The 24,693-nt window shown below is 57.3% G+C and carries 19 protein-coding genes and 1 riboswitch; of the genes, 5 read left to right on the forward strand and 14 right to left on the reverse strand.

Annotated elements, in window-relative coordinates:
* Window positions 1-64 precede the first annotated feature (64 nt).
* The 3 genes from AB8846_RS14335 to AB8846_RS14345 all read right to left on the reverse strand — a co-directional run bounded on the left by AB8846_RS14335 (window position 65) and on the right by AB8846_RS14345 (window position 2,510).
* Window positions 65-328 carry a hypothetical protein gene (locus AB8846_RS14335; RefSeq protein WP_370732986.1) on the reverse strand — a complete coding sequence of 88 codons (264 nt, stop codon included), beginning with the start codon at window positions 326-328 and terminating at the stop codon, window positions 65-67.
* Between the two features lie 147 nt (window positions 329-475).
* The gene (locus tag AB8846_RS14340; protein WP_370732987.1) at window positions 476-901 is read right to left on the reverse strand and encodes a hypothetical protein; all 426 of its coding nucleotides are present in this window, start codon (window positions 899-901) and stop codon (window positions 476-478) included.
* A 532-nt stretch (window positions 902-1,433) separates the two neighbouring features.
* Window positions 1,434-2,510: a YadA-like family protein gene (locus AB8846_RS14345; protein WP_370732988.1), complete on the reverse strand. Its 1,077-nt coding sequence runs from the start codon at window positions 2,508-2,510 to the stop codon at window positions 1,434-1,436.
* Window positions 2,511-3,187: 677 nt separating this feature from the next.
* A riboswitch (TPP riboswitch) is annotated at window positions 3,188-3,284 on the forward strand.
* A gap of 35 nt (window positions 3,285-3,319) precedes the next feature.
* On the opposite strand from AB8846_RS14345, the gene thiM reads away from it, so the two are divergent.
* Genes thiM through AB8846_RS14360 form a run of 3 tightly spaced genes read left to right on the forward strand, consistent with a single transcriptional unit; the run spans window position 3,320 to window position 5,676 of the window.
* Window positions 3,320-4,090 carry a hydroxyethylthiazole kinase gene (gene thiM, locus AB8846_RS14350; RefSeq protein ID WP_370732989.1) on the forward strand — a complete coding sequence of 257 codons (771 nt, stop codon included), beginning with the start codon at window positions 3,320-3,322 and terminating at the stop codon, window positions 4,088-4,090.
* The gene (gene thiD / locus AB8846_RS14355) at window positions 4,087-4,887 is read left to right on the forward strand and encodes a bifunctional hydroxymethylpyrimidine kinase/phosphomethylpyrimidine kinase (protein WP_063144556.1); all 801 of its coding nucleotides are present in this window, start codon (window positions 4,087-4,089) and stop codon (window positions 4,885-4,887) included. The genes thiM and thiD overlap by 4 nt, the downstream gene beginning before the upstream one ends.
* A 42-nt stretch (window positions 4,888-4,929) precedes the next feature.
* On the forward strand, window positions 4,930-5,676 hold the full coding sequence (locus AB8846_RS14360) for a GntR family transcriptional regulator (RefSeq protein WP_331411912.1): 747 nt from the start codon (window positions 4,930-4,932) through the stop codon (window positions 5,674-5,676).
* On the opposite strand, the gene AB8846_RS14365 is transcribed toward AB8846_RS14360, so the two are convergent.
* Genes AB8846_RS14365 through AB8846_RS14375 form a run of 3 tightly spaced genes read right to left on the reverse strand, consistent with a single transcriptional unit; the run spans window position 5,650 to window position 8,878 of the window.
* Window positions 5,650-6,603 carry a PfkB family carbohydrate kinase gene (locus AB8846_RS14365; RefSeq protein WP_370732990.1) on the reverse strand — a complete coding sequence of 318 codons (954 nt, stop codon included), beginning with the start codon at window positions 6,601-6,603 and terminating at the stop codon, window positions 5,650-5,652. The genes AB8846_RS14360 and AB8846_RS14365 overlap by 27 nt on opposite strands.
* Window positions 6,600-7,604, reverse strand: coding sequence for an ADP-ribosylglycohydrolase family protein (locus AB8846_RS14370; protein ID WP_370732991.1), 1,005 nt, complete (start codon window positions 7,602-7,604; stop codon window positions 6,600-6,602). The genes AB8846_RS14365 and AB8846_RS14370 overlap by 4 nt, the downstream gene beginning before the upstream one ends.
* Window positions 7,601-8,878 carry a nucleoside permease gene (locus AB8846_RS14375; protein WP_063144553.1) on the reverse strand — a complete coding sequence of 426 codons (1,278 nt, stop codon included), beginning with the start codon at window positions 8,876-8,878 and terminating at the stop codon, window positions 7,601-7,603. Before AB8846_RS14375 ends, AB8846_RS14370 begins: the two co-directional genes overlap by 4 nt.
* Before the next feature lie 250 nt (window positions 8,879-9,128).
* Here AB8846_RS14375 and fbaB point away from each other — a divergent pair, with 250 nt between their 5' ends.
* Window positions 9,129-10,181 carry a class I fructose-bisphosphate aldolase gene (gene fbaB, locus AB8846_RS14380; RefSeq protein ID WP_223561014.1) on the forward strand — a complete coding sequence of 351 codons (1,053 nt, stop codon included), beginning with the start codon at window positions 9,129-9,131 and terminating at the stop codon, window positions 10,179-10,181.
* 53 nt (window positions 10,182-10,234) lie between these two features.
* On the opposite strand, the gene yegS is transcribed toward fbaB, so the two are convergent.
* Complete coding sequence (gene yegS, locus AB8846_RS14385) at window positions 10,235-11,134, reverse strand: lipid kinase YegS (protein WP_370732992.1); 900 nt, start codon at window positions 11,132-11,134, stop codon at window positions 10,235-10,237.
* A 141-nt stretch (window positions 11,135-11,275) separates the two neighbouring features.
* Between yegS and AB8846_RS14390 the strand changes: the two genes are divergently transcribed.
* Window positions 11,276-11,776 carry a DUF523 domain-containing protein gene (locus AB8846_RS14390; protein ID WP_331411916.1) on the forward strand — a complete coding sequence of 167 codons (501 nt, stop codon included), beginning with the start codon at window positions 11,276-11,278 and terminating at the stop codon, window positions 11,774-11,776.
* 161 nt (window positions 11,777-11,937) lie between these two features.
* Here the strand turns inward: AB8846_RS14390 and yegQ are convergent, their stop codons facing one another.
* From yegQ to AB8846_RS14425, 7 genes are all read right to left on the reverse strand, one after another.
* On the reverse strand, window positions 11,938-13,299 hold the full coding sequence (yegQ, locus tag AB8846_RS14395; RefSeq protein ID WP_023312421.1) for a tRNA 5-hydroxyuridine modification protein YegQ: 1,362 nt from the start codon (window positions 13,297-13,299) through the stop codon (window positions 11,938-11,940).
* A gap of 168 nt (window positions 13,300-13,467) precedes the next feature.
* Complete coding sequence (gene baeR, locus AB8846_RS14400) at window positions 13,468-14,190, reverse strand: two-component system response regulator BaeR (protein ID WP_370732993.1); 723 nt, start codon at window positions 14,188-14,190, stop codon at window positions 13,468-13,470.
* Entirely contained in the window at window positions 14,187-15,590 is a 1,404-nt protein-coding gene (gene baeS, locus AB8846_RS14405) for a two-component system sensor histidine kinase BaeS (RefSeq protein ID WP_370732994.1), read from the reverse strand. The genes baeR and baeS overlap by 4 nt, the downstream gene beginning before the upstream one ends.
* Window positions 15,587-17,002, reverse strand: coding sequence for an MFS transporter (locus tag AB8846_RS14410; RefSeq protein ID WP_063144547.1), 1,416 nt, complete (start codon window positions 17,000-17,002; stop codon window positions 15,587-15,589). The genes baeS and AB8846_RS14410 overlap by 4 nt, the downstream gene beginning before the upstream one ends.
* Window positions 17,003-20,080, reverse strand: coding sequence for a multidrug efflux RND transporter permease subunit MdtC (gene mdtC / locus AB8846_RS14415; protein WP_370732995.1), 3,078 nt, complete (start codon window positions 20,078-20,080; stop codon window positions 17,003-17,005).
* Complete coding sequence (locus tag AB8846_RS14420; RefSeq protein ID WP_370732996.1) at window positions 20,081-23,203, reverse strand: MdtB/MuxB family multidrug efflux RND transporter permease subunit; 3,123 nt, start codon at window positions 23,201-23,203, stop codon at window positions 20,081-20,083.
* Entirely contained in the window at window positions 23,203-24,405 is a 1,203-nt protein-coding gene (locus tag AB8846_RS14425; RefSeq protein ID WP_370732997.1) for an MdtA/MuxA family multidrug efflux RND transporter periplasmic adaptor subunit, read from the reverse strand. Before AB8846_RS14425 ends, AB8846_RS14420 begins: the two co-directional genes overlap by 1 nt.
* Window positions 24,406-24,693: the final 288 nt, after the last annotated feature.

Consider the following 24,693-nt stretch of genomic DNA (forward strand, 5'->3'; position numbering starts at 1 on the left):
GGCTTTCAGTTAAATCAAATTCTGTCATATTATGAATGTCATTTATACATTCATCAAATTCTTCTTAAAATCTGTTTGGCTCATAAAGGAACCATTCAGCACGATCTACAGAAGTTTGATCTCTATATCGTTTAAGAAGATAAATTACTTCTTTAGCGTGCTCTTCTTTGTGCTTTAGAAAGTGATAGGTTAAACGGTATAAATCATTAGCTAGATTAGCTTCAGCCCAGGATGCCTCGTTTTTCAAACGTTCTAAATGAGCATCTACACGTTGAACGTTTTCATTATGTTTATGCTTTTCGCCAACTACATAACCTATAGCAACCACTACAAGCACCACTATTAATCACATAGGTATAAACATTTCATCACTTCAAGTATAATTGAAAAAACGCCCTATCTGTTAAAGGGCGGCTTTAGCAATACACTAAAGACTTCTAATCACGGAATTGTATCTATTTTGTTAGATGAAGAATTATTTAACTTTCTTCATGTAGTCTTGAAAAACTCCATTTTTGTTAAGCGCCACTCTACCGGATGAATACACAATCACGGTATATAACCCCGATGAATAAACTTTAGCTTTCGGGGTATTTTCATCTAATGCGGCTAAGTGCTGGTTAACTGTAACGTTACCATCAGCTTTAATCGCTACCTGAACACCTTCAAGATCGTAAAGACGTTCTTTCTTAGCGGCTTGTGCATGTTGTACGGCGTTAGCAGTATTCTCAAGAGCCTGTTTCTCAGCAGCGGCATTAATAGCTGATTGGCGGTTCTGATCTGCAACATAGCAAGCATCACTGCTAACACCCTGAGCTTCACACTTTGCTAAACGTTCAGCTTGTGAGGAACATCCAGCAAGCAGAGCAACACCTATCATAACTAGCATCACTTTCTTCATTAAATCACCTCAGACCACATAGATAATAAGATTCATACATTATACCGATCCAAACACCTATCATGATTAAGGTGATGTATAGAGCGGTAGATAAAACAATAACTTTTGCCATACTTGCTATCATCTGTATAATCAAACATAGCCAGTTAACTAAAATTCATAGGGTGAGTTTGTTGCTTTTAACTGCGGTTAACTGGCTTCTTTTCAAAACTCTTAATAAAACTCCCTCCGTTGAGAAGGGAGCAGAATTAAAGGTATTAATTACAGATTAATGATCCGCTAGGTGTTGTATAACACATTTCACTATACATACTACCATCACCATAAACGCCATTGGTTTGATAATTGCCATTAGGTAATTATGTTGTAGTGCTTTGAACCATTCCACCATTGTTATAAAAAACAGTGTGTTGGATATTGCCCGCCGGATCTCTCATACATGAAGTTTGAGCTAAAACGGATGTGGACAATAAACAAAGCAGCATAGCATATATTGATTTTTTAATTTTTTATTATCTCTTTTGTTATTTAATTAAAAGCCGATACCTACACCAGCGCCCATAGCGAAATCGTTATTAGTGCTTGATGATACTCCCGCTTTCACCGTAGCCGCTCCAGCATGGAAAGAAGCCCCTACACTAATTGCTTGCTCGTCTTTAAAGCTACCTACGCCAGCGGAGAACATCACTTTTTGACCTGCTTCAACTTGTGGCATAGAAGCAATAGCAACGGCGCTAGCAGCACCTGAACGGGCTTCTTTCTTGTTACCGTCTACTTCATCACGAAGAGATTTGAATTGTGCGTTAGTATTGGCTTGTTGTTGGCTAAACACCTTCTTAGCATCTTGCAGATCTTGAGCCACGCTAGCAGATTGAGTAGCTGTAGCGGTGATAGCCTGACTGTTAGCAGCTACTTTATCTTGTGTAGCTGTATCTACTTGCACTTTATTAACGGTGGTAGTAACTCCATTAGAGCCATCTTTCCCGTTAATCCCGTCTTTACCATCGACACCATCACGCCCATTAGCACCATCTTTACCATCAGCGCCGTTAGCACCAGCTACACCCGCAACACCTTGTAAGCCTTGCGCACCCGTTGCACCTGTAGCACCGTCTTTACCATCTACGCCATCTTTACCGTTAATCCCGTCTTTAGGTGTTGGCGCTGTTTCAAGCGCATGAATGCGTGATTCATGATTGATAATGTCAAGATTCTGGTTTGCATCTACAACTTTCTGATCCTGCTTCACCTGATCCAATTCAGGAGCAGTAACAAAGGTGCTAGCCTGGTTTTGAAGGTTGATAATGTCATTACCATTTTTAGCGGTTTGTTGGAGCGCCTGATCTGCTTTGTCTCCAGCAGTTTGGATAGCATCATCACGCAACAGGTTTTCTTGATTCAGCTTAATAATATCTGAATGGTTTTCACTAATACGTGATTCATGATCTTGAGTTACAGCGTTTTGTTGCTGGTTTACTGTTTCCAGATCCCAACCATTAGCAAATTGCACATCAGAAGCAGGGGTAACGGCGTGAGTATTGCCGATAACACCAACAAACAAAGCACCAAAAACAGCAACAGCAACCAGAGATTTATTGATTGATTTCATTTGATAATTTCTCACAAATACATTGATCTATTTAACGAAAGCAGCATTGCTTTGTTTTGTTGAAGCGCAGATTAACCCGGTAGTTTGAGAGGTTAAATCTTGTTCAAATCTTTTTTGTTTTCGTGAAATAACTATCTAGTATTGCACTTAAATAATTGTTGACCCAGATCACATAAAGCACGAATTGCAACAGTGGTTGGATGTGATATGCAAGGTATTTTATCAATGTATACATTAACTTATAAGAGATGTGGTTAATGCTTGTTCGTTGGTTAAATCGTTGAAATAGATGTAGATGGTTGATGAGTGGGGTAGGGGTAGTTACATACTTTTTGTTTCGAGTGAAAGAAGTATGAGTATTTAATAAAAGAATCGAAACAGAATTAAAATAATCAGAAAAATTTCTCTTATTTTTTATAAAATAACAACCACATAACAATTCTGGGACTAAATTTCACAAAGTTGTAATATTAATTCATATAGAGCCTAAAACTCTTGCGGCAGACTTGGGTTTAGTTGGCCTCATAGCGGGCAGATGGTGCATGAATCCATTACGTGATTAAACTCTTCAAGGTGTGATAAATACTGTGATAAATCGAAAATCCTTGCGCCTGATCCATGCACCCGGTTACACTAAACACCTACAATTTGTTTCTGTATAAATGATTGTTTTATATAGCTTTGACTCGGGGTGCCCTTCTTTGTGAAGGCTGAGAAATACCCGTATTACCTGATCTGGATAATGCCAGCGTAGGGAAGTCAGATGCCTTCCCGGTCATCGCTTCTTCACGCAAGGCAGGAGCGAACCCATGCAGCCTGACCTGCTCGATTTACACGTTTTACACCACTTCCGAACCCGTTCTCCGCTGACTCACTGTATGACCAACGATGTCGTACAGACCTTTACGGCCAACGTTTTGCTGGCGCTTGGCGCATCCCCCGCGATGGTGATTGAGGCCGAAGAGGCCGAACAGTTTGCCGGAATTGCCGATGCGCTGCTGATTAACGTTGGCACGCTGACTTCACCGCGCGCCCAGTCGATGCGTCGGGCAATAGAAAGCGCGGTGGCGGCAGGCAAGCCCTGGACGCTGGACCCGGTTGCCGTGGGCGCACTGACGTTCCGCACCCGCTTTTGCCATCAAATCCTTGCCCTGAAACCGGCCGCCATTCGCGGCAATGCCTCCGAAATCCTTGCCCTTGCCGGAATGAGCGCGGGCGGGCGCGGCGTCGATACGACCGATACCGCAGCCAGCGCGGTGCCCGCCGCACAGGCGCTGGCTCGCCAGACTAATGCCGTTGTGGTCGTCACCGGCGAGGTGGATTACATCACTGACGGGCAACGTACCCGTGCGGTAATGGGCGGCGATCCGCTGATGACGCGCGTAGTGGGAACCGGATGCGCGCTCTCTGCCGTTGTGGCGGCGAGCTGCTCGCTGCCGGGCGATCGGCTGGATAACGTCGCTGCCGCCTGCGGATGGATGAAGCGGGCCGGAACGGTGGCCGTTGCGCAGTCACGTGGGCCAGGCAGTTTTGCCAGCGCGTTCCTGGATGCGCTCTATACGCTGGAGGAGCAGGCATGAAGCGGATTAACGCCCTGACCATTGCCGGCACCGATCCCAGCGGCGGCGCGGGTATCCAGGCTGACCTGAAAACCTTCTCCGCGCTTGGCGCGTACGGCTGCTCGGTCATTACCGCGCTGGTGGCGCAAAACACGCGCGGCGTGCAGTCGGTTTACCGTATTGAGCCGGATTTTGTTGCCGCGCAGCTGGATTCGGTGTTCAGCGACGTGCGCATTGATACCACCAAGATCGGCATGCTGGCCGAGACGGACATTGTGGAAGCGGTGGCCGAGCGGCTTAAGCGCTATCAGGTGCAAAACGTGGTGCTGGATACCGTCATGCTGGCAAAAAGCGGCGATCCGTTGCTCTCCGCCTCCGCCGTCGAGACGCTGCGCAAAAAGCTGCTGCCGCAGGTGGCGCTCATTACGCCCAATCTGCCGGAAGCCGCCGCGCTGCTGGGCACATCGCATGCGCAAACTGAACGCGAGATGAAAGCGCAGGGGAACGCGTTGCTGGCAATGGGCTGCGGCGCGGTGCTGATGAAGGGCGGGCACCTGGATGATGCCGAAAGTCCGGACTGGCTCTTTACCCGCGACGGCGAAGTACGTTTTACCGCCCCGCGCGTGCAGACTAAAAACACCCACGGTACGGGCTGTACGCTCTCTGCCGCGCTGGCGGCGCTGCGTCCCCGACATGACGGCTGGGCCGATACGGTGCGCGAAGCGAAAATCTGGCTCTCCGCGGCGCTGGCAAAAGCCGATACTCTGGAAGTGGGTCACGGTATTGGGCCGGTTCATCATTTTCATGCATGGTGGTAACCCAGTATACTGGCAGGAAACACCACGCCTGAGAAAACAGAGATGGAACAAGCGCATACCCGGTTAATCGCCCAACTGAATGAACGGATCGCCGCGCCTGACAACACGCCGCTGTACCTGAAATTTGCCGAAACGGTAAAAAACGCGGTGCGTAGCGGGGTGCTGGAGCACGGGAATATTTTGCCCGGCGAGCGCGATCTGAGCCAGTTAACCGGGGTGTCGCGCATCACCGTGCGAAAAGCGATGCAGGCGCTGGAGGAAGAGGGCGTGGTGACGCGTTCCCGTGGCTATGGCACGCAAATCAACAACATCTTCGAATATTCGCTGAAAGAGGCGCGCGGCTTTTCCCAGCAGGTGGTGCTGCGCGGCCAAAAGCCTAATACGCTATGGGTCAACAAGCGGGTGGTGAAGTGCCCGGAAGAGGTCGCAAACCACCTGTCGATCTCGCCGGACAGCGAAGTCTTTTTGCTCAAGCGCATTCGCTATGTGGATGACGATGCGGTGTCGATTGAAGAATCCTGGGTACCGGTTGGGTTAATTCCCGATGCGGATGCGATTGGCATTTCGCTGTACGACTACTTCCGCAGTCAGAATATTTTCCCGCAGCGCACCCGTTCACGGGTAAGCGCCCGTATGCCGGACAGCGAGTTTCAGGCGCACATAAAGATGGACGAAAAAATACCGGTGCTGGTGATCAAGCAGGTCGCACTTGACCAACAGCACCGGCCGATTGAGTACAGCATCAGCTACTGTCGCAGCGATCTATACGTCTTTGTGTGCGAGGAGTAGCGCCTCGCGAGTCGGGGCGCAATCCCCGCCGCGGTGGCTGACCACCCAGGACGCCACGGCATTCCCCAGCAGAACGGCGTCTGCCAGTGACCATCCCGCCGCCAGCCCGGCAAGCGTGCCGCCCGCGTGGCTGTCGCCAGCGCCAATGGTATCCACAACCGTCGCCGGAAACGCCGGAACAACGCCCGAGGCTTCGCCGTCATACCACGCGGCGCCGTCTTTATCATGCCGCACAATCAGCGCAGCGCCGAAACGCAGCTGCCACTCCGCTCCCAGATTTTCAGCCGCTACGCCCAGGCGTTCGGCTGCGATCTCCGCTTCCTGACGATTAAGCGACACAATCGGCCTGCAGGCCATAATCCGCGCCATCAGCGCGTCGGGGATATCCGCGATGCGGGGACCGAAATCAATAAAGGCCGTCACCTCCTGCAACCCCTCCAGCCAGCATGTCAGCAGCTCGCCGCACGGCGAGGCCAGCTGATAGCCGGATAAATAGATCAGGCTGTTCGACGGGATGTTAAGCACATCAAGCCAGCGCTGCTGCCACTGGTTCTCCACGCCGCTAAAGGACATAAAGGTGCGCTCGCCGTCTGGCTCCACGAGCGCCAGGCACCAGCCGTTATCGCCGGTTTCGGCCTCGATGGCGCTGTGCAGATCCTGCTTCGCCATGGCGTTGCGGATGATGTCCGCCCACACGCCATGACCGACGGGCAGGGCGTTTTGCGCCGTAATGCCGAGACGCTTCAGGGCGATGGCAATGTTCAGCGCGCAGCCGCCAATATTCACGCCCTGCTGTTTGAGCTCGATATCGCACCCGCGCCAGGGCAGGGCGTAGGCGTCGGCGATGACGTCAATCACCGCTGCGCCCAGCACCGTTACCGGGCGCGTGGCGTGCAGGGTGTTGAGGCGTTGGGCAAATGAATTCATAGGCCCTCCCTTTGCTCCCGGTAGTGCAGCAGTTTCTCGCAATAGTGGCCGAAATCGAGCCGGTTGACGGCGTCGAGTTCGGCTTTGAGCGCCGGGTTAATGGCCTGCACGCCGTGGAGCGCGCCGCAGATGGCCGTCGCCATTGCGCCAATGGTGTCGGTATCGCCGCCCAGATTGGCGCATAAAATGGCGCAGCGGTTCGGGTCGGTTCCCGCCAGTTCTACCATCGCGATGGCCGCTGGGACGGACTCAATGGTGCTGGTTCCTGCGCCGACAAGCTGATAAATCTGCTCGCTGGCGGAGTCGATGCCGTTGGCTTCCCGTACGGTCTTAAGCGCCAGCTCAATACGTGCCGCCAGCGACGCGCTGAAGGTGGTGGTTTTCGCCTCCTGCGCATAGCGGGCGATACCCGGCAGGGCATCGACGATGTTCTGCCAGCTTTCGCCGTCGACGGCGCGGGAAACCGCCCAGGCAATCACCGCCGCACCGGCAATGGCGAGATCCGATTTATGGGTCGGGCTGGAGGCCAGCGCCACCTGCTCAACAAAGTATTCCAGACGCGTGGCTGGGAGCAGGCAGCCCAGCGGGGAGGCGCGCATCGCCGCCCCGTTGGTCACGCCGTTGTTGTCCAGTTCGCTAACCGGTTTCCCGTCGCGAATCGCGTTAAGCGCGATTTTGGAGGTCGGGCCGAGCACGTTCTTATTAAACGCGTCGAAATCGAGCGCCCAGCGCAGAATATGCTTGCCGATAACGTCCGCGTTAATTTCTCCCTCACACTCGATAATTGCATCCGCCAGGCACAGCGCCATTGAGGTATCGTCGGTGAACTCTGCCTGTTTGAAATAGCAGGCCGCATTATTCTCTGCCGGGCCGGGTAAAAAGCGGTCGATCCAACCGAAGTGCGCCTTGACGCGCTTTCTCGGCCACAGCTCCGACGGCATGCCCATCGCATCCCCTAACGCCTGCCCGTAAAGGGCACCGAGAACACGTTCTTGTTTCATTTAACTTCCCCTTGTGTCAGCGCGGTATCGCCATCAACCACCTCAATTGCGGTGATCTCTTTATCCGATTCGCGGAAAAACAGCATAAACAGCACGGCAATCACGGCAATCATGATTGCACCAAACGCCCACATTCCGGCCCAGTTGAAGGTCAGCCCATTCACCGGCTCTTTGTATGCGAACATTTTTTCCATCATCACGCCGCCCAGGCGGTAACCCAGCAGGCTACCAAAGCCCTGGCAGCACAGCGTAATCAGGCCCTGCGCGGCGGTGCGCATGTGCACCGGCGCTTTTTTATCCACGTAGATGTACGCGGTGACGTAGTAGAAGTCGTAGCTCACGCCGTGCAGCAGAATGCCGAGGAACAGCAGGGCGTAGGTGAAGTACTGTTCCGCTCCGCCGTAAACGAAGAACCCGTAGCGGATGGCGGCAGTGATCAGACCCAGCAGTAAGACCTTCTTAATACCAAAGCGTTTGGTAAAGAACGGCAGCGCCAGCATAAAGAAGATTTCGGAGAACTGCCCGAGCGTCATCCAGCCGGTGGCGTTTTTCATCCCCACTTCGGTGAGATAGCCGTTGGCGAAGATGTAATAGAAGGCCAGCGGCATGGCGAACAGGAACGAGCAGAAGAAGAACACCAGGAAGTTTTTGTCGCGCAGCAGGATCAGCGCGTCCAGCCCCAACATCACTTTGATATCCAGCTTGCCGGTGCTCTTCGGCGGGGTGTTCGGCAGGAACAGCGCAAAGACGCCGAGCAGGGCGGAGCTGGCTGCCGTCATCAGCAGCGGGATATTGGTATCGGAAATGTCGCTGTAGCCCAGCATCTGCGGCAGGAACCCGCACGCCAGCCCGGAGGCGATCCAGCCGATGGTGCCCATCACGCGGATGCGCGGGAAATCGGCCTCGACGTCGTCCACGTTGGCGAAGGCAATGCTGTTGGTCAGCGCGATGGTCGGCATATAGGTCAGGGAGTAAACCAGCAGCAGCGGGAAGAAGGTGCTGAACTGGGTTTGCTGTGCGGCGAAGTACATCAGAACCGCACCGGCGAACATCAGCACCGCCAGCACTTTCTGGGCGGCGAAGAAGCGGTCCGTCAGCGAGCCGACCAGAATCGGGGAGAGGATAGCGGCAATGGCGGTACAGGCGTAAGACCAGCCGATTTCCCCGGCGGTAAAACCGCTTTTACTCAGCCACAGCCACAGCGGCACAAACCACGCGCCCCAGATAAACCATTCAACGAACATCATGAATGACAGTTGGACTTTCGTTTTCATTTTTTAATCCTGCATGTCAGAGAGGGTACGCCTTTAACATACCACTCAATAATACCTTTTAAATACCTTTGTGGCGATTGTTTGATCAATGTAACAGTTTTGTTGTACACGAATCGAGCCAGCAGATTGTGCTGAAAAAAAATGCAGAGGGTGGAAAATCTGTTAAGTCGGTACCAGGCTTAGTCTGCCCATAAAAGATGGGACTGGATAAACACACACCGACACGACGTCGGACTTACGGGAGTATCACATGACTGATATTGCGCAGTTGCTTGGCAAAGACGCCGACAGCCTTTTACAGCATCGTTGTATGACCATTCCAGCCGACCAGCTGTATCTGCCTGGTCATGACTACGTTGACCGCGTGATGATCGACAACAACCGTCCGCCTGCGGTCCTGCGAAATATGCAGACGCTCTACAACACCGGGCGGCTCGGCGGCACCGGGTATCTCTCTATTCTGCCCGTAGACCAGGGCGTTGAGCACTCGGCGGGCGCGTCTTTCGCGGCGAATCCGCTCTACTTCGATCCGAAGAACATTGTTGAGCTGGCGATTGAAGCGGGCTGTAACTGTGTCGCCTCCACCTACGGCGTGCTGGCTTCGGTTTCGCGTCGCTATGCCCACCGCATTCCGTTCCTCGTGAAGCTGAACCACAACGAAACCCTCAGCTACCCTACCGAATATGACCAGACCCTCTACGCCAGCGTCGAGCAGGCGTTCAACATGGGGGCGGTGGCGGTAGGGGCGACCATCTATTTCGGTTCTGAGCAGTCTCGTCGTCAGATTGAAGAGATCTCCGCGGCGTTTGAGCGTGCGCACGAACTGGGCATGGTGACCGTACTGTGGGCATATCTGCGCAACAACGCGTTCAAGAAAGACGGCGTGGATTACCACGTGTCGGCCGACCTGACCGGGCAGGCGAACCACCTGGCGGCGACCATCGGCGCGGATATCGTGAAGCAGAAAATGGCCGAGAATAACGGCGGCTATAAAGCGGTGAACTTTGGCTATACCGATGACCGCGTTTACAGCAAGCTGACCAGCGAAAACCCGATTGACCTTGTGCGCTACCAGCTGGCGAACTGCTACATGGGCCGTGCGGGGCTGATTAACTCCGGCGGCGCGGCGGGCGGTGATACCGACCTGTCAGACGCGGTGCGTACGGCGGTTATTAACAAACGCGCGGGCGGCATGGGGCTGATCCTTGGCCGTAAGGCGTTTAAGAAATCGATGGCCGACGGCGTGAAGCTGATCAATGCGGTTCAGGACGTCTATCTGGATAGCAAAGTAACGATTGCCTAACCTGAGGGCGAAACGTAGGCCGGGTAAGGCGTAGCCGCCACCCGGCAATACAATCAGCGCAGAAGCACACAGTCCGGCGGTAGCCGGCAATGCAGAGCCCCGGGCAAGACCTCAATGCGGAACTGCGTCCCGCTCAGCGGCTCTCCGTCGAGGTTAAAGGTCATCCCGTGCGGAGCATTCACTTCAAACCACGCCGATTTTCCGGCGATGATATTTGGACTCTCTTCCGGCTGCGTCAGCGTGGTAAACAGCGCGGGCAGCAGGCCGTCGCCAGTGAAAATACGCAGCTGTAGCTGACCGTCATTGATCAGCGCCTCCGGGCAGAGCTGCTGTCCGCCGCCCGCCTGACGCCCGTTGCCGATGCCAATCACCAGCGCGTCACCCTGCCACTGAAAATCCTCGCCGCGAATTTCGCAGCGGTCAGGCTTGAGGGTGTCCATGCGCATCAGGCCGTGGATCAGGTACGATACGCCGCCCAGCGCCGCCTTCAGTTTTTCCGGCGTTTCGCTGGTGATGCGCGTGCCAAACCCGCCCGTCGCCATGTTGATAAAACAGGTTTTATCATTCACCTGCGCAATATCCACAGCGGTGGCCTTGCCGAGGATCGCCAACTGGAGCGCCTTCTCTAACTCCTCCGGGATCCCAGCGCTGGTGGCAAAATCATTGGCGGTGCCGAGCGGTAAAATGCCCATCACCGGCCGGTTTGCCGGGGGCAGGTCGATAAGCGCTGATGCAATCTCATTGATGGTGCCGTCGCCGCCGCCGGAAATGATGGTGTTGACGCCAAGCCCGAGGGCTTCATTGATATAGCGTGCCGCGTCGCCTTTTTCCCACGTCACCCTGACGTGGATGCGCGCGCCATCGTCACGCAAACCCTGAATCACCTGACGCAACAGATCGTTGCCCGCACTTTTGCCATTGAGAATCAATAAACTGTCTGGATAGGTTGCCATCCGCGCTGCTCCCTTTTTTAGCGTTAGTAAGAGTGTATAGCAGAGAGGAAAAAAGCGGGTAAGAACAGGATGAAAGGAACAAAATAGGCACGAAAGCGCGTTACACTTCAGCGATGACGTCAATGTAATCACAGGAAAGTGATGATGAATAAAATTTTGGTAAGCGCTTGCCTGATGGGCTTCAGGGTTCGTTATAACGGAAGTGAAAAAGCGCGAATGAACGAGCAACTCGCTCGCTGGCAACAGGAACAACGTCTGGTTATCCACTGTCCTGAACTTGCGGCCGGGCTGCCTGTACCTCGTCCTCCGGCAGAGATTATGTCCGCTGATGGCAAAGACGTGATGCACGGACAAGCCAGAATTATTGAAAATACAGGGCAGGATGTGACTGAGCATTACCAGCTTGCAGCCTGGCTCGCGCTACGTACAGCTCAGGAATCTGGGTGCAGCGCTGCATTGTTAACCGATGGCAGCCCAACGTGCGGGAGTCAGTTTATTTATGACGGATCTTTTGGCGGGATACATAAAGCGGGGATGGGTGTTGCGGCATCGTTGCTTGCAGAGCATGGAATAGCCGTGTTCTCAGAGAAGCAAATCGACGAGCTTATTGCCTGGGTTGAGGAAAGAGAAGGCAAAAAATAAGCCCGCGTAAGGGAGATTACGCAGGCTAAGGAGGTGGTTCCTGGTACAGCTAGCATTTATGGGTTATGTTTTTCAGCGGGGGGATAATACCCGTATTGAACGAAGCGGTATGTGATCCGATTCTAAGAATTATCCCAGCGCGAAAAAATTTCCCTGATCAACTATTTGCCGTGCGGGTTTCGGGTGCTTTCACCGTTGAAGTTACGCATCAGCAACGCGAACTTCAGCTCTACCTCTTCCGGAACCGGCAGCCAGACGGTATGACCGTCACCCGGCGCCACGTCAATCGCTTCGCCTTTGCCGTTTTCCAGATGCTCCAACGTAAAGTTCATGTTGCCCTGCGGGGTCATCAGCTCCAGGCTGTCGCCTTTGGTGAATTTGTTTTTCACCGCGACGGCCGCCAGCGCGCCTTTGCGCTCGCCGGTGAAGTCGCCGACAAACTGCTGGCGCTCGGAAACGGAGTAGCCGTGCTCGTAGTTCTGGTAGTCGTCATGGGTATGACGGCGCAGGAAGCCTTCGGTATAGCCACGGTGCGCCAGGCCTTCCAGGGTTTCCAGCAGGCTGGTATCGAACGGTTTACCGGCAGCTGCATCGTCGATGGCTTTGCGGTATACCTGTGCGGTACGCGCGCAGTAGTAATAGGATTTGGTGCGGCCTTCGATCTTCAGGGAGTGCACGCCCATCTGGGTCAGACGCTCAACGTGGGCGATGGCGCGCAGATCTTTCGAGTTCATGATGTAGGTGCCGTGCTCGTCTTCAAAGGCGGTCATGTACTCGCCCGGACGTTTAGCTTCTTCAATCATAAACACGCTGTCGGTTGGCGCGCCGATGCCCAGCGTAGGCTCGACGTTGGTCACCGGGATCGGCTCGTGCTTGTGGACGATGTTGCCGACGTCATCCTCTTTGCCTTCCTGGACGTTATATTCCCAGCGGCAGGCGTTGGTGCAGGTGCCCTGGTTCGGGTCGCGCTTGTTGATATAGCCGGAGAGCAGGCAGCGACCGGAGTAGGCCATGCACAGCGCGCCGTGAACGAAGATTTCGATTTCCATATCCGGCACCTGAGTGCGGATCTCTTCAATCTCTTCCAGGGAAAGCTCGCGGGAAAGAATGACGCGGGTCAGCCCCATCTGCTTCCAGAACTTGACCGTCGCCCAGTTGACGGCGTTAGCCTGTACGGAGAGGTGAATATCCATCTCCGGGAAGTTCTCCCGAACCAGCATGATTAAACCCGGGTCCGACATGATCAGCGCGTCCGGCCCCATATCCACCACCGGCTTCAGGTCACGGATGAACGTTTTCAGCTTGGCGTTGTGCGGCGCGATGTTCACGACCACGTAGAATTTTTTGCCCAGGGCATGCGCTTCGTTGATGCCGAGCTGCAGGTTCTCGTGGTTGAATTCGTTGTTACGCACGCGCAGCGAGTAGCGCGGCTGGCCCGCATAAACGGCGTCGGCACCATAGGCGAAAGCGTAACGCATATTTTGCAGCGTTCCCGCCGGGGAGAGGAGTTCCGGTTTAAACATGTTTGTTCTCGTTCTGATGACAGGTCAGATCCGCGTGCACCAGGTGCAGCGGTAAGGGGAGATCCCCCACTTTAAGGGCGGGCATTGTAGCGCTGCGGGGCAGGGAGGTAAAGTTATTGTGCCGGGTGGCGGCTTCGCCTTACCCGGCCTACATTGACCAGCGGCTGACTAGGCAATCCTGCACGCATCCGCTTCCCAGCGATACCCCACGCCATACACCGCGCGGATAAACGACTGCTCGGCGTCCAGCGCTTCCAGCTTGCGGCGCAGGTTTTTGATATGGCTGTCGATGGTGCGGTCGGTCACGACGCGGTAATCGTCATACAGACGGTTCAGCAGCTGCTCGCGGGAGAAGACTTTTCCCGGCTCGTGGGAGAGGGTTTTCAGCAGGCGGAACTCCGCAGGGGTCAGGTCCAGCAGCTTGCTGCGCCAGCTCGCCTGGAAGCGGCTTTCGTCGACAATCAGCGGGCTTTCGGCGTCAAGCACCTGAAGCTCGCGCTGCGGCCTGCAGCGGCGCAGAATGGTTTTCACGCGGGCGACCACTTCACGCGGGCTGTAGGGTTTGCAGATGTAATCGTCTGCGCCAATTTCAAGCCCCAGCAGGCGGTCGATCTCTTCAATTTTGGCGGTGACCATGACGATCGGTACGTCGGAGAAGCGACGAATTTCCCGGCACAGGGTCAGTCCGTCAACGCCCGGCAGCATTAAATCCAGCAGGATCAGGTCCGGCGGGGTCTGGCGCACGTATGGCAGCACCTGGTCGCCGTGGCCGATCAGCGACGGGGCATAGCTGGCCGCGCGTAAATAGTCGATCAGCAGCTGTCCCAGCTTCGGCTCGTCTTCCACAATCAAAATGCGCGGCGTGTTTTCGTCAATCGGTAACTCGGTCATACTTCTCTCGATAAATCCCGTTCCAGAGGTAACTCTACTGTAATGCTAACCCCGCCAAAAGGCGAATGGGCGGCGCGGATCGTGCCATTATGCGCCTCGACGATGTTAACGCAAATCGCCAGCCCCAGGCCGGAACCGCCGCTGGCGCGGTTGCGGGAGCCTTCGGTACGGTAGAAACGTTCAAACAGTTTTTCCAGCTGCGCGTCCTGCACGCCGGGGGCCGAATCCGCGAAGGTGAGGGCAAAGCGCCCGTTTTCCTGCCTGCCGGAGATGTGCAGCCCGCCGCCGCTGTCGGTATAGCGCAGGCTGTTCTCCAGCAGGTTATTGAACAGCTGCATCAGCCGGTCTTTGTCGCCAAACACCACCGCGCTGTCCGGCAGGGAGTGGTTGATTGTCAGGTTGCGGCTGGCAAATCGCTCGCGGAAGGCGCCGCTGATCACTTCCAGAATGTTAATCACGTCCACCGGCGCTTTCTGGTAAGCCAGCGCGCCTTCGTCGGACATGGAGAGCTGGTGGAGGTCGTCCACCAGCTTGGTAAGCGTACCCACCTCCGCCTGCAGAGAGGCCACCGATTCGGGCGTAAACTGACGCACGCCGTCCTGAATGGCCTCCAGCTCGCCGCGCAGCACCGCCAGCGGCGTGCGCAGCTCGTGCGAAATGTCGGCCATAAAGTCGCGGCGCATCTGCTGGTTCTTCTCCAGCGTGCTGGCGAGCTGGTTAAAGTCCTGCGCCAGCTTGCCCAGTTCGTCCTGGCTGCGGGTATCGACGCGGGTGGTGAAATCCCCGGCGGCCAGCTTGTGCGTGCCTTCCACCAGCCGTTTCACCGGGGCGAGCAGACCGCGCGCCAGCGGGAAGGTGGCGAGCGCGGCGAGCAGGGTGGAGAGGGCGACAATCAGCCAGCTTGTCCGACGCTGCTGGCGGTCAAAGTTGATGTCGGTGTTGCGCGTCAGGCGCTCCACCGGAGAGGCGATAACCCAGCCGACGATGGCATTATTGACTTTGATCGCACGACGGGTGCCGTCCGGCGGTATGGGCGCGCGCGGTCCCACCAGCGTGCGCATGTCCTGGTCAATCACCCAGAACTGGGTGCGCCAGCCGTGCGGCGGCATGCCTGGCCCCGGACGATCGTCACCGGTATCGTGCTCCAGCGAGCGCAGGATCTGGAAAATAAAGCGGTCGTTATTGCGCAGAAAACGCCAGTTGCCGTGCTGGGCGTACTGTTCACTCAGCGCATCGCTTAAGCCCTGTAAACGCTGTTCATTGCCATGCTTGATGTAATCAATAAAACCGCGCTCGAAGCTGATCCGCACCGCCCAGTGCATGGTGACCAGCAGGACGATACAGGTGGCAAATATCGCCACGAAGAGCTTGCCGGTAATGCCCGGACGCCAGAATTTCATGAACCACTCCTTTTGCCGCGCCTAATCACGACGTTCTTGCTGGTATCATCCGGCACTCTGGCGAAGATGAAAGCGGGCAGGGCGATGATGACCGCCATGCTGAGATAGGTATATAAAAAGACCTGATGCGCCACCGGCGTGTCGACGCTGAGATGGTGCTGGCCGTACATGCCGAGCAGTAAGCCCGCAATGGTCACCCCGACGCTCATTGAGAGCTGCATGATCATCGACAGCAGGCTATTGCCGCTGCTCGCCAGATCGTCCGGCAGGTCCTTCAGCGTCAGGGTATTCATCGAGGAGAAGCGCATGGAGTTGACGATCCCCTGGCAGAACAGCACCAGCGGCAGAACGTAGTACCAGCCCATCAGCGCCACGGCCATAAACAGCAGACTCACCAGCGCCAGCCCCAGTGTGGCGGTTACCAGCACGTGACGGTAGCCAAAGCGGTTCACCACCTGCACCACGATGCGCTTCATTCCCATGCTGCCGAGCACCATCGGGATCATCATCAGTCCCGCGTGGAAGGGCGAAAATCCCATTCCGATTTGCAGGAAAACGGGCGTCATAAACGGCAGCATGCCGCTGCCGACGCGCCCGGCGAAGCTGCCGAACAGGCCAAGGCGGTAGGTAGGGTTTTTAAACAGGTTCAGGCTGAACAGCGCCTTATCGTTACCTCTGGCGTGCCACAGGTACCACAGTATGGCGGTAACGCCGAGCGCGATCAGGAGCCCGAGCGTCAGGGGCGAAATCCCCAGCCCTTTTTGCCCGTCGAGCGCGAGGGTAAGCGTGGCCATGCCCCCCGCCAGCAGGATAAAGCCAAAGAGATCGAATCGCCGCGTCTGCATTTTGTAGTTCGGCATCAGCGTCAGGGTGGCGATGGCGCCGATGATGCCAACGGGAAGATTGATTAAGAAGATCCAGTGCCACGAGGCGTACTCCACCAGAATGCCGCCGAGCGCCGGGCCCAGCAGCGGCCCCACCTGGCCGGGCAGGGTCACAAAGGTCATCGCCGCCATGTACTGCTCGCGCGGCACAATCTTCATCACCGTTAGCCGCCCGACGGGCACCATCATCGCCCCGCCAACGCCCTGCAGCACGCGCGCCATCACCAGCTGGTCGAGGGTGTTGGCCTGGGCGCAAAACAGCGAGCCGGTGGTAAACAGCACGATGGCGGTGAAGAAGATATTCCGCACGCCCACTTTGTCCGCCAGCCAGCCGCTGGCGGGCAGCATGACGGCCACCGTCAGCACGTAGGAGACAATCACCATATGCATATGCAGCGGGCTCTCCCCCAGGCTTTTCGCCATGGAGGGGAGGGCGGTGTTGACGATGGTCGTATCCAGCGACTGCATAAAGAAGCCGAAGGCGACTATCCATAACTGCCAGCGAACGTTAGCGGGGAGATCGGTCATCTACTCGGTCACCGTGGTTCTGTTTTTACGCGAAAAGCGCAGCCGCAGGCGGTCGAAGAACAGATAGACCACCGGCGTGGTGTACAGCGTCAGCAGCTGGCTCATGACCAGGCCGCCGACAATGGTGATCCCCAGCGGCTGGCGCAGCTCCGAGCCGTCTCCACCCGAGATAACCAGCGGCAGCGCGCCAAACAGCGCCGCCAGGGTGGTCATCATGATCGGACGAAAACGCAGCAGGCAGGCCTGGAAGATCGCCTCTTCCGGCGACAGATTGCCGTTGCGCTGGGCGTCCAGGGCGAAGTCCACCATCATGATCGCGTTTTTCTTCACAATACCGATCAATAGCATGATCCCGATGAGGGCGATAAGGCTGAACGGCGCGCCGAACAGCTCCAGCGCCAGCAGCGCCCCCACGCCCGCCGACGGCAGCGTCGAGAGAATGGTCAGCGGGTGAACGTAGCTCTCGTACAGCACGCCCAGCACAATATAAACCGTGGCGATGGCGGCCAGAATCAAAATCACCTGCGAGTTCATCGTCTCCTGGAACACCTGCGCGGTCCCGGCAAAGCTTCCGCGCACGGTGGACGGCACGCCAAGCTGCGTCATCGCGCGGTTGATTGCGTCGCTGGCTTCAGAAAGCGACGAACCGGCGGGCAGGTTAAAGGAGATGGTCGACGCCGCCGAAAGCCCCTGATGGTTCACCGACAGCGGCGCGTTGGCGGGCTGCCAGCTGGCAAAGTAGGAGAGCGGAATCGCCTTGCCGTCGTTGTTAATCACAAACATTTTGTCCAGGGCGCTGATGTCCTGGGTGTAGCGCGGATCAACTTCCATCACCACCTTGTACTGGTTCATCGGCTGGTAGATGGTGGAGATCTCGCGCTGGCCGAAGGCGTTGTTCAGCAGGCTGTTGGCGGCTTCAACGTTAATGCCCAGACGCGACATGGTTTCGCGGTCGTAGGTCAGGGCCATCTCGGCGCCGTTGTCCTGCTGATCGGAGTTGACGTCCGCCAGCTCCGGCAGGGCGGCCAGCGCCTTGCGGATCTTCGGCTCCCACTCGCGCAGGGCGGCTAAATCGTCCGAGAGCAACGTGTACTGATAGCTGGCGTTCGCCTGACGGCCGCCGACGCGGATATCCTGAACGGCCATCAAAAACAGGTTTGCCCCCGGCTCTTTGGCGAGCTTCACCCGCAGGCGGTCAATCACCTGCTGGGCGGTTTCGTTGCGTTCGCCGCGCGGTTTCAGGGTAATAAACATCATCCCGCTGTTGACGCGTGACCCGCCGGTAAAGCCGGTGACGTTATCCACGGCTTTGTCTTCACGAATGATCTTCATAAAGTCCTGCAGCTTGCCGCGCATCGCCTGGAACGAAATGCTCTGGTCCGCCTGAATCCCGCCCATCAGCACGCCGGTGTCCTGCTCGGGGAAGAAGGTTTTCGGGATGGTGATGTACATCCACACGTTGAGCACGATGGTGCCGATCAGCACCAGGCCAACCAGCCGGGTATGGTTCAGCACCCACTTCAGCGATTTGCCGTAGCCTTCCTGCATCGCCATCAGGAAGCGACCAAAGCCTTTGCGGCGCGGCTGCGAATGGGGTTTGCTGCGCTTGAGCATCCAGCCGCACATCATTGGCGTCAGCGTTAAGGAGATAACCAGCGAAATGCCGATGGCGACGGAGAGGGTGACGGCAAACTCGCGCAGCAGCCTGCCCGGCAGCCCGCCCATCAGCAGCAGCGGCAGGAATACCGCCACCAGCGACAGGCTCATTGAGAGCACCGTAAAGCCCACCTCGCGCGTGCCCTGCAGCGCGGCCTGTAGCGGCTTCACGCCCGCTTCCAGGTGGCGGGAAATGTTTTCCAGCACCACGATGGCATCATCCACCACGAAGCCCGTGGCAATTGTCAGGGCCATCAGCGACAGGTTGTTGAGGCTAAACCCGCACAGGTACATGGCGGCAAAGGTCCCGATCAGCGAGACCGGCACGGCTACCGCCGGGATAAGCGTCGCGCGGCCGGAGCGCAGGAACAGGAAGACCACCAGGATCACCAGCGCGACGGAGATAATCAGCGTTTGCTCCACCTCTTCAAGCGAGGCGCGAATGGTCGGGGAGCGATCCTGGGCAATTTGCAGATCGATCGCTGCCGGGATGGTCTGCCGCAGCTCCGGGAGGCGGGCGCGAATGCTGTTCACCGTCTCAATAATGTTCGCTTCCGGCAGCTTGCGGATCATCAGCAGAATGGCCGGCTTGGCGTTGGTCATCCCGGCGTTACGCACGTCCTGCACCGAGTCGGTGACGCTGGCGACATCGCTTAAGCGCACCGCCGCGCCGTTGTTGTAGTGAATAATGAGCGGCTGATATTCCGCTGCGGTTTTCAGCTCGTCGTTGGTGTGGATCTGCCAGCGGTGGCTACCGTCCTCAATCGCCCCCTGCGGCTTGCGGACGTTGGCCGTGCTGATGGCGGAGCGCACGTCGTCCAGCGACACGCCCTGGTTGAACAGCGCCTGCGGGTTTAGGCCCACGCGCACGGCGGGCAGGGAACTTCCGCCGACGCTCACGTCACCGACGCCGTTAATTTGTGAGATTGTCTGCGCCAGCTGGGTAGACGCAAAGTCGTAAAGCTGCCCCTGCGAGTACGTATCCGAGGTCAGCGTCAGGATCATGATCGGCGCATCGGACGGGTTGGCCTTGCGGTAGGTTGGGCGGCTCGGCATTCCGCTCGGCAGCAGGCTTTGTGCGGCGTTGATGGCCGCCTGCACGTCGCGCGCCGCACCGTTAATATCCCGGTCGAAGCTGAACTCCAGAATGATGCGCGTGCTGCCCAGCGAGCTGCTGGAGGTCATCTCGTTGACCCCCGCAATCCGGCCAAGGGAACGCTCCAGCGGCGTGGCAACCGACGAGGCCATGGTTTCCGGTGATGCTCCCGGCAGCGAGGCGCTCACCATGATCACCGGGAAATCCACCTGCGGCAGCGGCGCCACCGGCAGAAGCCGGAAGCCCAGCACGCCGCAGAGGGTAATGGCGAGCGAGATTAAAATCGTTGCCACCGGGCGATAAATGAAGAGGGCGAAAAACTTCACTTATGCCTCCTCTTCACGTTTCGGGAAGCGGCTTTTGGTCCACAGCGCCAGGCGGTCAAACAGCAGGTAGATCACCGGCGTGGTGAACAGCGTCAGTACCTGGCTTACCAGCAGACCGCCGACCATGCCGATACCCAGCGGACGACGCAGCTCCGCGCCGACGCCCGTGCTGAGCATCAGCGGCAGCGCGCCCAGCAGGGCCGCCAGGGTGGTCATCAGGATCGGACGGAAACGCAGCAGGCAGGCCTGGAAAATGGCATCGCGCGGCGACATGCCCTGCTCGCGCTCGGCGGCCAGGGCGAAGTCGATCATCATGATGGCGTTTTTCTTCACGATCCCGATAAGCAGGATAATGCCGATGATGGCAATAACGTCCAGCTCGCTGCCCGCCAGCATCAATGCCAGCAGCGCCCCCACGCCCGCCGTCGGCAGGGTAGAGAGGATGGTGATCGGGTGGATAAAGCTCTCGTACAGCACCCCGAGCACGATGTACATCGCCACGACCGCCGCGACGATCAGCCAGATGGTGTTACCCAGCGCGGCCTGAAACGCCAGCGTGCTGCCCTGGAACTGGGTCTGAATATCGGACGGGAAGCTGAGCTCTTTTTCAGCAGCCTGAATGGCCTCCACCGCTTCGCCGAGAGAATAATTGTCCGGCACGTTGAAGGAAATGGTGGTGGACGGGAACTGATCAAGATGGTTGATCGACAGCGGGGTATAGCGTTCTTCCACCGTGGCGATGGCGCTCAGCGGCACAATACCGCCGTCTTTGCTGGTCAGGCGCACCGAGTCCAGCCCCGCCAGGCCGGGCGTGTTCTCCGTATTGTGCTCCAGCACCACGCGATACTGGTTGGCCTGGGTATAGATGGTGGAGATCAGGCGCTGACCGAAGGCGTTGTACAGGGCGTTGTCCACGTCCGACATGGTAATGCCCAGGCGGCTGGCGGTATCGCGGTTGACGTTAACGTACGCCGCCAGCCCTTTGTCCTGCCAGTCGCTGCTGACGTCGGCGAGCTGCGGCAGGGTTTTGAGCTTATTCACCAGCTGCGGCACCCAGGTGCTGAGCGCGTCCAGCGAGGTGGCCTGCAGCGTGAACTGATACTGCGTGCGGCTGACCTGGGTATCAATGGTCAAATCCTGAATGGGCTGCAGGTAAAGCTCCACGCCCGGCACGCGCGCGACGGCGTTTTGCAGACGCTCAATGACGGCGTTGACGCGATCGTCGCGTTCATCCAGCGGCTTGAGGTTGATCTGCAGACGCGCGCTGTTGAGCGACGGGTTGGTGCCGTCGACGCCCACGTAGGAGGTCAGGCTCTCTACCGCCGGATCTTTCATGACGATCTCAGACACCTGCTGCTGGCGCTGTGCCATATTGGCGAAGGAGACCGACTGCGGGGCCTGAAGCGTGCCCTGAATAATGCCGTTGTCCTGGATGGGGAAGAAACCTTTCGGAATGAAAATCCACAGCATCACGCTGAGCGCCAGCGTTCCCAGCGCCACGCCGAGCGTGGCCCACGGATGGTTAAGGACTTTCGCCAGCACGCGACCGTAGGCGGCGATAATGCGCTCGAACATGCGCTCGGAGGCGCGCGAGAAGCGGTTTTGCTTGCGCAGGGACTCGTGGCTCAGCATGCGGGCGCACATCATCGGCGTCAGGGTCAGCGACACCACGGCGGAGATCAAAATGGCGACCGCCAGCGTCACGGCAAACTCGCGGAACAGTCGCCCGACGATATCGCCCATAAACAGCAGCGGGATCAGCACCGCAATCAGCGAGAAGGTCAGCGAGATAATGGTAAAGCCGATTTCGCCCGCGCCTTTCAGCGCGGCCGCCAGCGGTTTTTCACCTTTCTCGATATAGCGCGAAATGTTCTCGATAACGACGATGGCGTCGTCCACCACGAACCCGGTGGCGATGGTGAGAGCCATCAGCGTCAGGTTATTAATCGAAAAATCGAGGAACACCATCACCGCAAAGGTCCCGACCAGCGAGAGCGGCACGGCGACGGCGGGAATAATGGTTGCCGGAACGTTGCGCAGGAACAGGTAAATGATCATGACCACCAGCGCAATCGCCAGCATCAGCTCAAACTGTGTGTCGGTAACCGACGCGCGAATATTCGTGGTGCGGTCTGAAAGCACCTTCACGCTGACCGATTTCGGCAGGCTTTCGATCAGCTGCGGCAGCATGGTGCGGATGCTGTCGGCGGTGTCGATGATGTTGGCGCCCGGCTGGCGCTGCACGTTCATCACGATCGCCTGCTGCCTGTTGGCCCAGGCGCCGAGCCAGCTGTTTTCAGCACCTTGCTCCACGGTCGCCACGTCGCCCAGACGCACCGGCGCGCCGTTCTGGTAAGCAACAATCAGCTGGCGGTATTCATCGGCGGACTGCATCTGATCGTTGGCAGAGAGCGTCACGGAGCGGGTGGGGCCGTCCAGCGAGCCTTTTGCCGAGTTAACGTTGGCACTGCTGATGGCGGTGCGGATGGTTTCGCTGGTCAGGCCCAGCGCGGCAATCGCCTGCGCGTTCAGCTTCACGCGCACGGCGGGGCGCTGGCCGCCCGCCAGCGTGACGAGGCCGACGCCGGAGACCTGTGAAATTTTCTGCGCCACGCGCGTTTCGACCATATCCTCGACCTGCGTCATCGGCATGGCGGAGGAGGTGACGGCAAGCGTCATGATTGGCGGATCGGCCGGGTTTACCTTGCTGTAGACCGGCGGGTTAGGCAGGTCCGACGGCAGCAGGTTGGTGGCGGCGTTAATCGCGGCCTGCACCTCCTGCTCGGCGACGTCCAGCGACAGCGCCAGCTGGAACTGCAGCGTTACCACGGATGCCCCGCCGGAACTCTGGGAGGACATCTGTTTTAGCCCCGACATCTGCCCAAACTGGCGCTCCAGCGGGGCGGTAATGGCGGACGTCACCACGTCCGGGCTGGCGCCTGGATAGAGAGTGACAACCTGAATGGTTGGGTAATCCACCTCCGGCAGCGCCGACACGGGCAGGAAGCGATAGCCGATAATCCCGGCGAGCAGGATCGCCACCATCAGCAGCGTGGTGGCGACAGGACGGAGGATAAACAGGCGTGACGGCCCGCCTGTAGAGCCTGGCGGCATAACCTGCATCAGGATTTCTCTCCCTGTTTCGCAGGTTCAACCACTTCCACTTTGGCCCCTTCGGTCAGACGGTCAATGCCGTCGGTGACCACGCGGTCGCCTGCGGAAAGGCCGGCGGCGATGACCACCGTCTGGCTGTCCTGAATCCCGGTTTTCACCAGGTGCTTGCTGACTTTGTTATCGCTGTTCAGCACCCAGACGAAGTTGCCTTCGTTACCCATTTGCAGCGCAGCGGTGGGGATCACCACCGCGTTCTCTTCGGTAGCGACCAGCATTCGCGCATTGACGAACTGGTTCGGGAAGAGGGCATCGTCCTGGTTATTAAAGCGCGCCTTCAGCTTGATGGTGCCGGTGGTGGTGTCGATCTGGTTATCCAGGCTGAGCAGGGAGCCTTCGCTCAGTTTCTGCTTGTTGGTGCGGTCCCAGGCTTCCACCACCAGACCTTTACCGGCTTTTTGCGCCTGCACCACGGTCGCAATGTCGCTTTCCGGCAGGGTAAAGACTAAATCAATCGGGTGAGTCTGGGTGATCACCACGATGCCTGTGGTGTCGCCGCTGGAGATCTGGTTGCCGATATCGACCTGCTTCAGGCCCACGCGCCCGTCAATCGGCGCGGTAATGCGGCTCCAGTCCAGCTGCAGCTGTGCGCTGGCCACGGCGGCCTCGTCGGCTTTGATGGTGCCCTGCGTTTCGCTGACCAGCGATTGCTGGGTATCCAGCTCCTGACGAGACACGAGGTTGGTTTTCACCAGCTGCTGGTAGCGAGCCAGATCGCGACGGGCGTTGGCGAGGGTGGCTTTGTCTTTCGCGAGCTGCCCCTGCGCCTGGGCGAGGGCGACCTTAAACTGGCTCGGATCGATTTCCGCCAGCAGATCGCCCGCTTTGACCTGCTGCCCTTCCTGGAAGTGAATGGCCTGAAGCTGACCGTCGACGCGGCTGCGCACCGTCACGGTGTTGGCGGCGGTAATGGTTCCGAGACCGGTAAGGTAGCGAGGAACGGCTTTATTCACCGCCGTCGCCGCCTGTACCGGCGCCAGCGCGCCGCCGCGCATGCCGCGACGGCCTCCGGCGGCTGGGCCCTGCGACGCGCTCCTGGCACCGGCGGGTGCCGGGGCGTTAGCGGATTGACTGTGCCAGTACCAGGCGGCGGCAAGGACCACCACAATGATGCCAGCGGCGATTGCCCAGCGGGATTTGTTACTGCCTTTCATCGTTATACGTTCTCATCCTGAAGACTTCGGGGAATGATACTAGTTTAGTCAGCTAACGCAGCGGAAAAATGGAGGAAATATGGAAGACTGTCAGGAATGGTCTGAATGGTGCCGGTGCGGCTTCGTTGCGTGACGCTTCGCGGATTCTGTTTAATCCAGGAATATTTCTTTATTCGTGGAATATTCCGAAGCCACACTGCTTCGATGAAAAAAATAACCTGCTGCTCAGCGTTTATTATTAACTAACAGTCTAGGAATATTCCTGACATTATTAATATAGGATAGGAT

Origin of the sequence: Enterobacter sp. KB-221C9 (genome assembly GCF_041320715.1) — a bacterium.
GTDB lineage: Bacteria > Pseudomonadota > Gammaproteobacteria > Enterobacterales > Enterobacteriaceae > Enterobacter > Enterobacter asburiae_D.

What these genes read in the sequence shown, in the direction of transcription:
- thiD (WP_063144556.1), top strand. Translation starts at nt 4,087, where the DNA reads ATGAAGCGGATTAACGCCCTGACCATTGCCGGCACCGATCCCAGCGGC.
- AB8846_RS14375 (WP_063144553.1), bottom strand. Translation starts at nt 8,878, where the DNA reads ATGAAAACGAAAGTCCAACTGTCATTCATGATGTTCGTTGAATGGTTT.
- thiM (WP_370732989.1), top strand. Translation starts at nt 3,320, where the DNA reads ATGCAGCCTGACCTGCTCGATTTACACGTTTTACACCACTTCCGAACC.
- AB8846_RS14345 (WP_370732988.1), bottom strand. Translation starts at nt 2,510, where the DNA reads ATGAAATCAATCAATAAATCTCTGGTTGCTGTTGCTGTTTTTGGTGCT.
- baeS (WP_370732994.1), bottom strand. Translation starts at nt 15,590, where the DNA reads ATGAAATTCTGGCGTCCGGGCATTACCGGCAAGCTCTTCGTGGCGATA.
- baeR (WP_370732993.1), bottom strand. Translation starts at nt 14,190, where the DNA reads ATGACCGAGTTACCGATTGACGAAAACACGCCGCGCATTTTGATTGTG.
- fbaB (WP_223561014.1), top strand. Translation starts at nt 9,129, where the DNA reads ATGACTGATATTGCGCAGTTGCTTGGCAAAGACGCCGACAGCCTTTTA.
- AB8846_RS14420 (WP_370732996.1), bottom strand. Translation starts at nt 23,203, where the DNA reads ATGCAGGTTATGCCGCCAGGCTCTACAGGCGGGCCGTCACGCCTGTTT.
- yegS (WP_370732992.1), bottom strand. Translation starts at nt 11,134, where the DNA reads ATGGCAACCTATCCAGACAGTTTATTGATTCTCAATGGCAAAAGTGCG.
- AB8846_RS14425 (WP_370732997.1), bottom strand. Translation starts at nt 24,405, where the DNA reads ATGAAAGGCAGTAACAAATCCCGCTGGGCAATCGCCGCTGGCATCATT.
- AB8846_RS14365 (WP_370732990.1), bottom strand. Translation starts at nt 6,603, where the DNA reads ATGAATTCATTTGCCCAACGCCTCAACACCCTGCACGCCACGCGCCCG.
- AB8846_RS14340 (WP_370732987.1), bottom strand. Translation starts at nt 901, where the DNA reads ATGAAGAAAGTGATGCTAGTTATGATAGGTGTTGCTCTGCTTGCTGGA.
- AB8846_RS14370 (WP_370732991.1), bottom strand. Translation starts at nt 7,604, where the DNA reads ATGAAACAAGAACGTGTTCTCGGTGCCCTTTACGGGCAGGCGTTAGGG.
- yegQ (WP_023312421.1), bottom strand. Translation starts at nt 13,299, where the DNA reads ATGTTTAAACCGGAACTCCTCTCCCCGGCGGGAACGCTGCAAAATATG.
- AB8846_RS14390 (WP_331411916.1), top strand. Translation starts at nt 11,276, where the DNA reads ATGATGAATAAAATTTTGGTAAGCGCTTGCCTGATGGGCTTCAGGGTT.
- AB8846_RS14410 (WP_063144547.1), bottom strand. Translation starts at nt 17,002, where the DNA reads ATGACCGATCTCCCCGCTAACGTTCGCTGGCAGTTATGGATAGTCGCC.
- AB8846_RS14360 (WP_331411912.1), top strand. Translation starts at nt 4,930, where the DNA reads ATGGAACAAGCGCATACCCGGTTAATCGCCCAACTGAATGAACGGATC.